This window comes from Flavihumibacter cheonanensis, from assembly GCF_022352215.1.
Lineage (GTDB): Bacteria > Bacteroidota > Bacteroidia > Chitinophagales > Chitinophagaceae > Flavihumibacter > Flavihumibacter cheonanensis.
Genome location: NZ_JAKRWF010000009.1, coordinates 1 through 14218, shown reverse-complemented (window position 1 = coordinate 14218; position 14218 = coordinate 1). Strand labels below are relative to the sequence as shown.

Sequence of the window (14218 nt, the reverse complement as noted above, 5' to 3'; positions counted from 1 at the left end):
ATTTTGTCCGGCTTAGCAAGCTGAAGCAATTGTTCCGGGCCAACTTAAAAGGACCTTTTGATTTAAAAGTTAGGGCAACCACCGACACCATAACACGTGTACAGCCGGCGTTGAATTACCGCTAACGAACAGGGCTTTGTGCAGGAGCGGTATTCCGTGTTCCGTCAAGCCCCGAACTGAAGATGAAAATAGTTGTTTTTGTTGATGTTTACTACTGCTGACCAACAGCGTTCTGACAAGCTGGATATGCCGCACAATAGCGAACAAAAAGTTGATGCTGCGTTTCGTCGCCCCGCTATTGCACAAAGCCCCATGTTGTACGTTCGCCTTCTGTCGGGTGTGTCATTATAACGTTTGTGTCAACCGAAGTAGGGTGTGTCCGAAGAAGCATAGGAACAAGGCAGGCTCTTTTGCAAGGTTGGCTTTTGTGTCTCGGCTTTGTGCGCCTTGCAAATGTGCCTGCCTTGGTGCGTTGGGAATCTGTCGTTAAAACTCATGTATTCAACCAATTTTAGTTATTATTCCCATCCCCACTTTTTAAAAATAATGTGTCCATCATTTGAAAGCATGAAATTTATAAATAGCTCCGATAAATCTTTGTGAGCAGACCTGTTTGTAATAGCGATTGGTGTACCTCTATAAACATTTATAGCCGTTGGAATTTTTACCAGTTGCGTTATATCTTTTAATCGGTAATGCCAGGAAGCATAAGTTATCCAGGCATCATAAGTAGTGTCTGCTTTCCATGCGGAAATACCCAATGCTGTGTTTTCAAAAGATGTTTTTATGTTTCTCTGAATTTCTTCAATCAGGTTTTGTTTTCCAGCAAGGTCTTCCCACAAGCCAAACTGGCCAGCACCATTTACGTCTAAAATGCGAATACCTTTTTTAGTAAGGTCTGCAAGGTTCTTTATGTGCTTTGGATTGCCAGGCCGTACAAGAATGGCTGCCCCACGTTTGTAAAGTTCTGTTCTTGTGCTGCTGTCAATCATTCCCGGATGTTTCAGGGCAAAAGAAGTAAGCATATATTCTGCCCCGCCAAAAATAATATCAGCATTGCTTAACGCATCACCTATCCAGTTCGCCTCCGGCCCGGCAGTAACTTTTACCACAATGTTGTGTTTTTTTCCAAATAGCTGGGCACATTCATTAATGGGTGCAAATGGACCACCGGGTCCATATACATACAGAGTATCTGTTTGCGCATTTGCTATGGCAGGCACTATGAGTATTGCCATACATGTGTATAGTATTTTTTTCATCATCAACTTTTTAATTGGTTGTAAAACCATATTTTTGATAAATATTTTTAGCCGTTTCACTGATAAGAAATTGCATAAAATCTTTTGCAGCCTGCGGATGTGGTGCAGCTTTCATTAAACCCGCCATATAAGTTGCACTGATGTTTTCTTTATCGGGTATAGTAATCATCTCAACCGGGTGGTTAATCATTTGCTGATAATATGCTTCACTATACCATACAGGTGCTGCATCGCTTTGTTGGTATAAAATACGCATTGGGGATTGTCGGTGGTGAATTTGAGTTAAATACGTACTGCTGTCTTTTACTTTTGTTTCCATAATCGTATTTTTTAGTTTTTCACCACCAGCTTTTACATAAGCCTCTTCTATACGCCTGCCAATACCTTCCCAGGCCGGGTTGGGCATACTTATTTTTACATCTTTCCCTGCTAAATCTTTCAGGCTCCTGATATTTTTTGGATTGCCTTTGTGTACCATAATGGCCAGTTTGTTATAGGCATACGCAACGGTATCGGTAAACAAATTGGTCATTTGCAAAATCCGTGTTTTACCGGCTGTATAAACATCGGGCTTTAATGTAATACGCATGTTCCCTATTGTTATGCTTCCACCTTCAATTTGATTTGCTAAAATACCGGGCGGCAGTGTTTCTGCAAAAATGCGTTGGTACTGCGGATACTGTTTTTTAAAAGCCGCAATTATATCATCAATGCACATAAACTGGTTACCTGCAAAGAATACTACTAATTGAGGGTCGTTAATATTGCCAAATAAATCCGGAACATTATCTACACCTGGCACGGTAAACATTACGGCACTTTGTGGTGGGATGTTCCAGGGTGGGTCAAAGCGGTGTTCCTGTGCATACGTTGTAATCATGGTAATAAAGCTCATTAAGATGGTTATAGATACTTTTTTCATTTTTTTTATTTTTTTGAAATAAGCTGAGGTACAACTATTAGGCTGTTGTTGCGTCGCACACTTGTACAGTTGTAGTGCTATTCGGCAGTATAAAACATGTATCATGGTTTTATTACACTCCAGCCTTCTGCCTGCCTGATGATGAGTTCACCATTACCGCTGGGCACAATGGCAATAAAGTTGTACAATTGGTCACGGTTTATTTTTCTTTCTTTTAGTGTATTGTTGCATTGAGATACGATTACTCCTTTTTCTATCAATGCTTTCAGGTCTTCTTCATATTTGCTGCCTTTCATGTAAGCATCCGTGCCACCGCCAAATGCAATTAGCTCAATTTCTATTTTACCTGCCAGCCGTGGGTCGGTTAGTGCATTATTAATATTACGGATGGCCTTCTCAATAATCTTAGGGTCATTTACATCTAACTGGTAAATGGCATGATACATTTTTTTTGTGGTGGTTGCTCCGGTAAATGCAGCATTTCTTTCTAATGCTTTGCTGGTTGTTTGTGCTGTTATTGCTGTTGTGAGCAGTACAAGGCTTAGTGCCAAAATTGATAATTGTTTCATACGTTTATATTTATTGTTTAAAAAAGTTTAATAGTAGTACAGCAGTTGAACTGATTGCGACGCAACGATGCTAAACCTAAGCTATCGCCGCTGGTAACTAAACTATTTTTTTGTTTTTTGTGCATCGCTTATTGGTTTAAAAGGGCCATACTTGTGTTGATGCTCACTGAAACTGTCTATATAGGGGCCAAAAGGAAAATCAATAGGCTTTTTAACAATATTTTTCCAGTCTGCACTTTGGTCTTTATGTGGCCGTGGCTGACTGTTTACAAATGCGGCTACGTCCCAGGCTTCTTCATCAGTTAGTTTTGGATTGTGGTATTCTGTACCGAATGGCATGTTGTTTTTTACAAATCCGGCAAAACTACTGAGGCGGTACAAGCCTGCACCATCGTTGTAACTATGTTTACCCCAAAGTGGCGGATAGCTATAGCCTGTTCCATCCATGTTCAGTTGCCCTTCGCCATTGGCACCATGGCAGCTCTGGCAGTTGGCTGTATATACCTGTAAACCTTTAGCAGGGTCGGCGGCTCTGTCAAGATATTTTAGTTTCATCAGACTGGTGCCACCTCTGGCAACACCTTTTGGCACATCATCACCTAACCATTTCATGTAAGCATATATGGCCTGCATTTCTTTAGTTGTGCTGTCCATTTTCTTTCCGTTGAGGCTTCGTTCAAAACAATCGTTAACCCGGTCGTAAATACTTTGCATACCATTATTTCTTGCCCTAAACTGCGGATAGGTTGCATACACTTTACCAAAATTATTTCCGAAAGGAATGGTGCCCCCATCTAAGTGACAATTCTGGCAGTTCATACCATTGGTAATTTGAGCAACGATCCCTTTAGTACCCAAATAATAAGAAGTGTTGGATATAAGTTCGTGACCATACCAAATTAACTTACCATTATCTGTCCAAACAGGAATTTGATATTTATTCCATCCTCTCCATACGGTATCCACCGGTTCAGAAGCGATATAAGCTGCAAAGGCTTTGTCTGCCTCTTTTCTTTTTTGATAGCCTGAAATACTTTCATTCGCTACAACAATAGCAATGATAATAAACAGCATTATGGGAAACCAATGTACTTTCATAGCAATAATTTTAAACGGCTTCAACAGGGATGTTCAGGTCAGTAGCAAAATTGCAAATGGCCGCCGTTTTCATATGTTTTATCCAATGCTGCCATGCATAGCGGATAAAGCAGAAATGCGTTAAGGCTGTTACAAACAAATAGAACATTACCGGTGCAGCATAAATGAGCAGGTTGTGGTTTATTGCGAGCAGGGGCCAGGGAATAAAGATGGTGATGAACCCTCTTATCATACTTTCCTGGAAGCCTACATTTAAAACGATGTCTCTTTTAATCCATGCTTTTTTATTTAGTATCGCATTGGCAGTAACTGTATTTTCAGTTGTGTTTGCCAGTTGATTTTTTTTCATTTTGTTTGCTTTTGATTAACGATGTAAAGGTCAGTTGTTAATGAAGCCGGGAGAAATCATACAAATTAATGAGCCATAACCACAAGTAATAAGAGTGCTAGGCTAAAGAGGTTACTGCCCACAACGCAGCAGCAGATATAAGTATCCAAAGTATTACCCCTTGTATCAACGGCCTGAAGCCTACGCTTAACAATAGTTTCCTATTTAGCCCGCAACCAATAAGAAATAATGTTACCGTTAAACCTGCTTTGGCAAAATCGGTTAAGTAGTGGCTGTATTGATTTACAAAAGGCACATAAGTATTTACAATCATTGCCAAAACAAACAAGCAAATGAAATAGGGGATTTTAACTTTGCTTCCTTTATTCTTGAAGATGAAAGTTGACAAGAATGCAACAGGGATTATCCATAGTGCCCTTGCTAACTTTACGGTAGTTGCCACTTCCAGGGCATGTGTGCCATATTTGCTTGCCGCCCCTACCACTGAGCTTGTATCGTGTATGGCAATAGCACTCCACAAACCAAACTGCGTTTGTGACAAATTGATTGCATAGCCTATTGCAGGAAAAAGAAATAATGCAATAGAATTTAAAATAAAGATGGTACCGAGGGCTACTGAAATTTGCTTTTCCTGTGCTTTAATAACGGGAGAAACAGCGGCTATTGCACTACCGCCGCATATTGCTGTACCGGCACTTATGAGGTAAGAAGTTTTCTTTTCTATTTTTAAAAACTTGCCCAATAAAAAACCTATTACCAATGTGCCAATGATAGATACAATGGTAAAAATAATTCCTTCTTTACCGGCTTTCACTGCACTAGTTACGTTCATGCCAAACCCTAAACCCACTACAGATACCTGTAATAAAATATGAGTAGCTTTATGATTAAGGTGTAAATAAGGATGACCGATAAACTGGGCTATTACCAAACCCATTAACAAGGCAACAGGCGGCGAAATGAGGGGCGATATACAAAATACAAGAGCAAGTAAAAATATCAGTTCCCTGGTGGTAATGCTACGGTCTAATAATTTTTTTGCAGGTTTTTGTTTAGTTGGCAGTGCAGTTATTTCTTCCATAATGATTACTTTGTTTTTTGAAAACACAAAGCTCATTAGATTATATGCGGAAGAGAAATTGCTATTGATAATGTATCATTACCTGAAGTTATAGTGCCGGGCAAATTTCATGAAAAGGTCTGGCAGTGCCTCTGCCTGCCCATGCTGCTGGATAAAATAAAAATGGCGTTCAATATTTAGTCCTTTTACATCAATAATACAGCATTCCTTGTTTTGTAATTCCTTTAAAATTGCATGTATGGAAAGAAAGGCCATAGCATTGGAATTTAATAAATACAGCTTCATGCTTTCTGTACTGCCCAGTTCCATTTCGTTTTGCAATTGGGAAATTTTAATCCCAAATGGTTTCAACGCATGTGCAATAACTTCCAGTGTGCCAGAGCCTGGCTCTCTTAACAGCAATGGAATTTTTAGTAATTCATCGGGTTTAATCACTCCTTTTCTTGCTATTGGATGATTCATGTTAGCAACTAAGACTAATTCATCTTTTACAAATTCTGTGTATTTGAACAAATTATTTTTTGATTGGCCTTCGATAATTCCTAAGTCAATCTGTTTGTTTTCTAAAGCCTGTTCAATTTGCCCTGTGTTGTTAATACTTAATACAACTTTTATATTGCTAAATTTTTTGTAGAAAGCAGCGAGTACCGGCGGCAACACATACTGTGCTACAGTGGTGCTTGCACCAATACTTAGCTTTCCGGAATACTTCTGAGTAAATGTGTTCAATTCAAACTCAAGGTTTCGGTACACATCAAATAGCTGTTTGGTGTGCTGCAAAAGAGTTTGACCTGCTGTTGTCAATTTTATTTTAGTGCCATTGCGTTCAAACAATTTTACTTTAAAATGATGTTCAATTTCCTGTATGTGTTTGGTAACTGCCGGTTGGGTGATAAATAACTCTTCTGCAGCTTTAGTAAAGCTGAGGCGTTTGGCAACGGTGTTAAAAACCTGTAATCTAAAATCGAACATATATGTTATTGAGGCTTGATAGAAAAGTTGAAGTTACATAAAGTTGCGTTTGGGATTCCATATAAAGGCCGTTGCAATAGGTATAGTTTAATTGGGGTGATGGTGTTACGTGTGCAGATGATAACATGTTGTCGCCCCGGCGGGTGGGGCAGTGCGTTGGCATTTTTAGCTCTTGGCAAGGTTGGCATTTGTGTCCGGGTTTTGTGTGCCTTGCCATGTGCTAAAATTGCGTAGGGCAGCATTGCAAAGTTTTAAGTCGTGTCAAACTGGAATGATGTGTCCCAGTAGGGTGACGTACAACGTTCGGCAGCTTTGCGCAGTGCTGGTAATGAAGCAACTCTGCCTGAACCGCTGTTCATTTATTTGTTACTGTTATATTTTCTGATCTGATGATGAATCTGTACATAGCCTGAACTGCCGTACATAAAGGAACTGCTGTTCATTGTACCGATGTCCCGCCAGCATTGCGCAAAACTGCTTGTTGCGCGCTGCCGATGCACCCGAAAACAATATCTTATATAGACTTTTCATTCTTATAAGTCCCGACCGATATTTATTAATTCTCCGTCCGTCGTGTCGTAGTTGATTGATATTTTATGCATATTCTATTTGCCTATCACTCCACTTTACCTTTTCTTTTAGATCTACGTTGTTGGAGAACGGTGACCTTATAGAGGAAATGACGCTATTCATTAAACACCCCACATTATATATTATTAGGTTCTTGTGTTTTTTGAGAGCGGTGCTTCACCAAAAGCTGAGTATCACAGTCGCGGATAGCTGTGATACAATACCAGATAAAGCGTCGCGTCGAAAGTTGCCCACCTTGCTATTTTTCTTGCTACCTGGATCTGGAATGCCGTACCGAGAAAACTGGTTCAGATTCATACATTCTATTCGGTTTTATACACCCCTCCTGACTATTATTTACAATGTCCAGAATTGCTACTTTTAAAAAGCAGCCTGTCCGCTCTTGCGTCGTCCCGAATATTAAACTGCTTAAAATACGTCGCGAGAGTTGCACATAGGGTTTGCGATAGGTAGCGCGCAACGGGCAGGTATTGCCGATGGTGGGGAATTTTATATTCGTCCGCCGGAACCGCTGCCTGGCTTTTTGATAAAGTTAAATATTAAGAACTAAAGCTTGGCTTTGTTCGTCGAGCCCCGAACCAAAGTACAACAGAATTACTACTGCTGATTGCTCCAATGTCCAGCCCCACTATTGGCAATACCAATGTTGTGTGCTGGCTTTCTTAGTCGTAATAATCACCAGTGTCATATTCTAAACCGCATTTTCTGCAACGATAATGCCATGAAAGTCCGCCTCCATAACGAGAATTTTTCCAATAGCCTCCTTCTGTGTCAAAGTCGTGTTGACACTGTAATCTCTCGTCAACAATGGGTTTCTTCGCTAATTGCTCTTGAATTTCTTCAATTATAAAATAGTCGGGTATGAAGTCAATAAAAGAAAGTGGTTCAACTTTACCAGCTTTCTCATCTACTTTACCTTCAAATATAAATAGTACATTATTGTCAAAAATGGGACGCCCTTCTTTGTCGAAATTGTTTTTATGTCTTGAGTATGGTCTTGGTGGTAAAGAATTTAAATATTTGTCTAGTTCTTCTTTATTAGCTTCTGGTTTGAAAATTGCATTTATATCAACTTTTAGAGTGACATTTAATTTTAATTCCTCAGTTTTATAATCCTTAACAACATAAAAATCATTAACAGCGATATTCTTTATTTCCAACTTTTCAATGTCAGGAACTTCGTCCTCTTTTTTCTCATAATAAAACTGACTAACATATGATGGAAAACATTTGATGTCATTTAGTAGTTCTTTTTCGATTATTGCAGGGTCAACGTTGGCTAATATTATTTCGGGAGTTATAAATTCAATCTTAGGACCAAAGTCTTTTAAGAAATCAGAAATGGATTGATATATTCTAAGATTATTTATCTTCTCTCTGATAAGTATTTTCTTAAAGAATTCATTAGATTGAAAAATGTCGTCTTGTGATATAAGGACAAGGTAATCCTCTTCATGCTGTTTGCATAGTTCGCAAAGAGTATAAAAAATTAAAAAATCTCTGGTGTTGTCTTTTTTTGTTAGCCTTTTATTGTGAAGAAGAAAATCTAATAACAATTGTGGGTCAACAGGAATAATAGGGCTAAAGAATTTCTTTTCTTTCAGGTCTTTGGAAACTAACGCCACCGCCTTTTTCATCGGTATAGTAGTGTCGGGTATTGCTATATCATCCAAATAAGGGTTTGCTTGATATCGTTTATATAATTTTTCATGGTCAGAAAGTATGGAGTCAAATATGTCATTCTTATAATAATCCATTAGTTCAGAATAAACAATCTCAAGCAGACCAAATTCATTGCCTGAGCTGGCTAAAATTTGAGAAAGATTTTGATAGTCGACATTGTCGATAAAACGTAGTCCTATCTGTCTGTAAATGTTACTATCTAAGTAAACTATTGGCATTCGTGAGTTTTAAGCTTGCACACAACGGCGGCAGCTTGGCGATGGTGGGGAAGTGATATTCCATCCGCCTATTGCTACAGCTGATTATTGATATTCTGATTCCATAAACTTACTAATGATCTATTTATTCATCCGCTGAAACTGATGCCTGGTTTTATTCTACCGCCGATTTTTAATCCCGTCCGCCCCAATAGCGCCAAACTGCACTGTTAGCTGCGTGGAAAAATGTCCAACATTATCCCTTTAACTAATTCGTATGTAAACTGTCTTCGCCCAGAAAATAATTGCCTCAGTGTCCCGTCTTCAGATGACAAACAGGTAAAGCAGAGGTGAAAGCGATATTTAGATTTAGAGATAATCTTTATTTTCTGTCGCTCCTTATTAGTCAACACAATTTCTCCGATTTCTGAATAATGGGTTAATAAAATAACACTTAATACTTGGTCAATAAGATTATCTGAAAACAATTTATCTCTAATTGAAATGTAATTCTTTATCTCATTAAAATGTTTAAATGATTCAATCTCTAAAGATGTCTGTGTCCCTGCAGCACACAATACTTCAAAATTCAAGTAATTAGATTTATTGTCTTGTCCGAATGAAAGAATTGAGGGAAACAAAACAAGTATATATAAAATAAATTTCACGACTTCGAAAATCTGAATGGTCCGTAATCGCAGCTAACGATCAGGGCTTTATGCAGGTTGGGAAATAGCATTCCGTCTGCCGATAACCGCTGCTGATTGAAAATATGTTGATGAAGTACAAAAGCTGATAGATATTCGTCTGCTGGAACTGAAGCTGGGATTTGCAATTAGCTGATGTTACAATGTCAAGCCCAACTTGCATAAAACCCAATGTAAGCTGCCGTTTTGGTCACGCAATTATATTGTCTTTTTTCAAGCTGGTTACAAACTCGGTAATGCTACTCTCGTTTTGTCCGTAAACACGCAAATAGAATTCTGGTCGGTCTAACCAAGTTCCTTTATCAATTGTCAACAGACCATTCGTAAACCATTGTGAATATTTGTCGCTACATTCATTAATCCTAGCAAAATCTAACTCCAACAGCTTTATTAGCTCATCCCTTTTTAAAACCTCATGATAGTATCTGTCTTTTTTCAGCAAAGCCAATTCATTCAGCAAAGCATATTGTTCTATATATTTTTCAATTGATGAACATACAATATTTGGCTTATCATCCTCATGATGTCCTAAAGTACAAAGTTCACCCAAGTCAGTTATGTAGAAATGAAATGGTGCTGTGTCATGCTCACCAAAGTCGACGACATAATTATCTCCAAAGTAATAGAACTCAATATCTCTATTTTCTTCTATGTCATACTTTGCGAAGAGTCGAAGCAAAAAACCATGTCCTTTGTCATTTCTGATTGTCAACTTGTAGCCAGAAAATTTTACCTGAACGCTAAGAAGTGTTTCGGTTAGCGGGAAGTTCTGCCTTTGACAATAATCAATAGTTTCTTGTTTATCTAGTTGAAGTTCGTCTATGCGTTTTAACTCACTGAGATATTTGGTCGCTCTATCTGTTAGTTGCATGAAGTTGGTCGGTCTTAAAATGGCAGCTTACGTTCGGCAGCTTTGCGCAGTGCTGGTAATGGAGTACTACTGCCCGAACCGCTGTTCAATTATTTGTTGATGTTATAATTTCTGTTCTAATGGTGAATCTGTACTTTGCCTGAACTGTTGTACAGAAGGGAGCTGCTGTTCATTGTACCGATGTCCCGCCAGCATTGTGGAAAACTGCGTGTTGCGCGTTGTACCCTACTCATTTAACAATTCAATTATTTCCGATTGAAGAACTGGTAAATATTGTATTACTATACCCCAGATTATTTCATCTGATACATGATCGTAGCCGTGAATTATTCTATTCCGTGTAGATACTATTTGTCGGGCATAGGACAAATGAATTGTGTCTGTTTTGTGAAGGATCCTATTTGTAGCTTCTCCGATAATTTCTAAATTCCTTTCTACTGCTCGTCGTGTCCGGGTGTCATTTTTATATGCTTCGAAATCTTTCGGAACCTCTTCAAAAAAGCCATCGATTTCATTTATTGCATTCAAAATGTCATATAGCCAGGTTTTAATTTAAATTTCCATAAACAAGTTTTCTGGAATTTGAAATTGACTTCTTAAAATAAGGGTTCTTCAATGCGGTCTCTTCAATTAAGTCCACGGGCCTTTTAAATAGGTCCTCTAACGAAAATTTAAAATTGAAATAGTTATTCGTATAACTTGCCAAGTCCATGTCGTCGAAATGGACAATAAAATCAATGTCGCTAGATTCATTAAAATCTTCTCTTAGGACCGAACCAAACGCATATAACTCCTTCACCTTGTGTGTCGCGCAAAGTCGCTTAATAGAGTTTGAATAATTGTCCAGCAGTTTCATATAGCTAAATTAACCAATTTTTGCTATTAGTTCGAGTTTCCGAATATAGGGTCCGGGTATAACGCGCAACGTTCGAGTATTTGCGAAGGCAGGGAAATCAATGATTGTCCAGCCCGGTACAAATGCCCATTTGAAAATATGTTGTTGAAGTTAAGAACTAAAGCTGAACATTGAACGTCGAGCCCGAACCGCTGCTGTTGCCTTCACATAGTAGATGTTACAATGTCCAGCCCTGCTTTTGCAAATACTTTTGTTGGCAGCAGTATTAGTTCGAAAACAAGTCTGGAAATGGTTTGTCAAGCAGGAGCAATTCAACAAATCTAATTCTTGGTCGCTTCTCAATTAGCTTCCCATCTTTTGAAGTCCTGTCAACATACCCTTTTATTCTACAATTTGAAAATATTTTCATTTTATGTTCATTAACATTTCCTTTGTCTGGATAGCAAGTCAAAACGTGTCCATTGTAAAAAAAGCCAATTGTATTTGAGTTTTCATTTCCTCTTGTAACGTGTCCTTCAATTTCAACATACTCACCATCTTTTAATTCAGGAAAAAGTATGTCGTCATTTTCATCTTGTTTAAAGAATATTTGCTTTTCTCGGATTGTAATTCTTACGAACCTATTTTCATCCTGGTCATTAGGATCATTGACGCCAATTTCTAATTCTCTTTCGGTTTCAACTATTTTCGTTATCTGTCCAAAGAGACTTTCAGGACAGTCTGCATATTTTTCCAAATATTCAATTGGAACTTGTAGACTTTTACCTTCATCATTTTTAATCAAGACAGTTTTGTTATCTTTTGAGAACTCGACTTCTTTAAAGTCTCTTTTATGCATTGTACCTAAATGCTTTGCAATTTTTATAACCCAAATCAATGATTTGAAAGCCTTTTTGAATAAATCTTTAAAACCAAACTTCTCAAAATCTCTTTCCGCCATTTTTTCTAGTGCTTTTTTACCATAAGCACCTGCTCCAAAAATTGATACAGCAATTATTAATTTTTCAATACTGTCTGGAATTAAGGCTTCCCAACTTCCTTTGCGAATTCTAACAGGAATATCAAAGTCAATGTCTTGAATAGCATGGTTTTCTTGATATAAAAAATATCGAAGTGATTTGTCAAACCCATAGAGAACGTCAGCAGATTTTTTAATGTCTAAGTAGCCTTCACTAGTTAGCTCGCCGTCGTACTTTAAATAGGCTAAAGTTTCATTGTCTATTGCCATGAGTAATTAGGGTGTGTCAAAAAATATTGCTGCCAACGGCCGGGTATTGCTGAAGTGCGGCCCCGCAGCATGCCCGATTATTTAGTTTGTTAAAAGGTGTTTTGGTCTTTCAAGTTTTATGGTCGTCCCGCCCGCATTTACAGCAATACCATTGTTGCACGCCGCGTACTAATCCTGATGCAATGATTTTCGGTGTACTTATCCTCCGGATGTTCCGGACACGATTAATTTAAATACCCGGTTGTCGTGTCGCGATTGCTGCACACCTTTTGCTTTAGCATTTTATTTGTACCCTATTTTCCGCTTCATTATGAGCCTTGCTAATAGGGCTGTGGCATTCGTAATCACTGGATCCTGCACTTAGTTAAGCACCCCACGTTCCCAACTTTGAACCCTTCAAATTATTGGGCTGCGGTGTTACACTGATAGCGGAATTCCACAATCGCGGCAGGTGGTGTTGCTATTCTACAGAAAATGTCGCGTCGCAAGCTGCCCACCTTACTATTTTGTTTGCTGCTCTGAACCTGGGGTACCGTGCCCACAGGAATTGATTCAAACCAATAGTGCAATGCACAATTCAGATACACCACCTGGCTATTCATTGTCACGATTACTTTCTGATATGCTTGAGCTCTCGGTATGTTAATCATTAGTCGCACTGAAATTTAAACAGCCCGAATTTTCGTCCGGGTAGCTGCACTTTAGGGCCAGGATAAGTGGCGTGCAACGTTGATGCATTTGCGATGGCATGGCAATAGTATTTTTAATTGTGGTATAAATGCTAAATAAAAGAATTTATGTTCATATTAGGAATTTATGACCATTAGCGATCTTTAAGCCGAAACTAAAGCTGAATAATGATTAGTTGCTTATTGTTACAATGTCCAGCCATGCTATTGCAAATGCACATGTTATGTGCCGCTATTCGGTACTAATATTAAAATTTAATCTCCAGTAGTTTCCCTTATGGTCCTTTGTCGCAATTGAATTTCGATCTATAAAAAATATATCCTCAAAAAAGGTGTCGGTCATTCCGTTTATAAATGCTCTTATTTTAACAGAGCCATTTGCTAATTCACAAATTTGTAAATGCTGTTTTTCGTCTGTTCCCGGATTATTTATGCAGGCAAAGTCTCTCATGTTTTTTGCAAATACAGGTATTCCGATTAATGTGTCTATCATTCCTGTCGAACGATTGACAATATAATAATCCGATTTATTGTATCCATTATGCTTTACAAGAGAAAGATTTGTCTCCTTGATGTCTCCTATGTATTCAAATTCATGAAAGTTATCGTCCGAATAGTCATCTTTGAAAACTTTTGGATTATTTCCGTAAACAGGAATTGTCAAAATGCCTTCCTTCTTTATAATTTTAGTGTTTGCTGTGAGGTATATTGTATTAATGCAGCTATCAAACTGTGCCTTTTTGATTTCTGTATAGCTGGATGAAATTTGTCCTTGTGCTGCGACTGAAATAGTTATGACTAGTAAATTAATTATGGTAATTAGGGTCTTCATATAGTGGCACATAACGTTCACGGCTTGGCGATAGGGCGGTATTTGAAAACCGTCGGGCCGAACCGTTGCTGATTTTTTAAATAATTGTTTATTGATAATTGCAATGCTAAGTTTTATTCTTTAGTTGGAATTAATGCTGAATATAGAATAAAAGGTGATTAGATATTCGTCGCCCCGCCATATTGCCAAGCCCTTATGCTATATAAAGTAGGCGTTTAGAGCGGTAGTAGTCTATTCTGCAAGCAGGATAGCTACAGTAACTTTGATAGTTAACCAAACATCTAAACGCCATGTCTAAAATTACAGCCAAT

At 38.2% G+C, this 14218-nt stretch carries 13 protein-coding genes; all 13 read right to left on the bottom strand.

What is annotated here, in order from left to right; translation table 11 throughout:
- Nucleotides 1-518 precede the first annotated feature (518 nt).
- The 13 genes from MD536_RS20825 to MD536_RS20775 all read right to left on the bottom strand — a co-directional run bounded on the left by MD536_RS20825 (nt 519) and on the right by MD536_RS20775 (nt 13907).
- Complete coding sequence (locus MD536_RS20825; RefSeq protein WP_239603731.1) at nt 519-1292, bottom strand: substrate-binding domain-containing protein; 774 nt, start codon at nt 1290-1292, stop codon at nt 519-521.
- A complete protein-coding gene (locus MD536_RS20820) occupies nt 1273-2184 on the bottom strand; it encodes a molybdate ABC transporter substrate-binding protein (RefSeq protein ID WP_187256041.1) in 912 nt (303 codons plus the stop codon). The genes MD536_RS20825 and MD536_RS20820 overlap by 20 nt, the downstream gene beginning before the upstream one ends.
- A gap of 101 nt (nt 2185-2285) precedes the next feature.
- On the bottom strand, nt 2286-2753 hold the full coding sequence (locus MD536_RS20815; protein WP_187256042.1) for a DsrE family protein: 468 nt from the start codon (nt 2751-2753) through the stop codon (nt 2286-2288).
- Nucleotides 2754-2855: 102 nt separating this feature from the next.
- Nucleotides 2856-3851 carry a c-type cytochrome gene (locus MD536_RS20810; RefSeq protein WP_187256043.1) on the bottom strand — a complete coding sequence of 332 codons (996 nt, stop codon included), beginning with the start codon at nt 3849-3851 and terminating at the stop codon, nt 2856-2858.
- A 10-nt stretch (nt 3852-3861) separates the two neighbouring features.
- Nucleotides 3862-4200, bottom strand: coding sequence for a hypothetical protein (locus tag MD536_RS20805; protein WP_187256044.1), 339 nt, complete (start codon nt 4198-4200; stop codon nt 3862-3864).
- Between the two features lie 97 nt (nt 4201-4297).
- Nucleotides 4298-5281, bottom strand: coding sequence for a YeiH family protein (locus MD536_RS20800; RefSeq protein WP_239603730.1), 984 nt, complete (start codon nt 5279-5281; stop codon nt 4298-4300).
- A gap of 78 nt (nt 5282-5359) precedes the next feature.
- Nucleotides 5360-6253, bottom strand: coding sequence for a LysR family transcriptional regulator (locus tag MD536_RS20795; RefSeq protein WP_187256046.1), 894 nt, complete (start codon nt 6251-6253; stop codon nt 5360-5362).
- 1253 nt (nt 6254-7506) lie between these two features.
- Complete coding sequence (locus MD536_RS20790; protein WP_239603729.1) at nt 7507-8745, bottom strand: hypothetical protein; 1239 nt, start codon at nt 8743-8745, stop codon at nt 7507-7509.
- An 876-nt stretch (nt 8746-9621) separates the two neighbouring features.
- Nucleotides 9622-10302 (bottom strand): hypothetical protein, encoded by a 681-nt coding sequence (locus tag MD536_RS20785; protein ID WP_239603728.1) that lies wholly within the window; start codon nt 10300-10302, stop codon nt 9622-9624.
- Between the two features lie 225 nt (nt 10303-10527).
- Nucleotides 10528-10830 (bottom strand): HepT-like ribonuclease domain-containing protein, encoded by a 303-nt coding sequence (locus MD536_RS22220; protein ID WP_369075819.1) that lies wholly within the window; start codon nt 10828-10830, stop codon nt 10528-10530.
- Between the two features lie 19 nt (nt 10831-10849).
- Nucleotides 10850-11158, bottom strand: a complete 309-nt coding sequence (locus MD536_RS22215; protein ID WP_369075818.1) for a nucleotidyltransferase family protein — start codon at nt 11156-11158, stop codon at nt 10850-10852.
- A gap of 265 nt (nt 11159-11423) precedes the next feature.
- Nucleotides 11424-12386, bottom strand: coding sequence for a hypothetical protein (locus MD536_RS20780; RefSeq protein WP_239603727.1), 963 nt, complete (start codon nt 12384-12386; stop codon nt 11424-11426).
- 921 nt (nt 12387-13307) lie between these two features.
- Nucleotides 13308-13907, bottom strand: a complete 600-nt coding sequence (locus MD536_RS20775) for a hypothetical protein (RefSeq protein ID WP_239603726.1) — start codon at nt 13905-13907, stop codon at nt 13308-13310.
- Between the last annotated feature and the right edge of the window lie 311 nt (nt 13908-14218).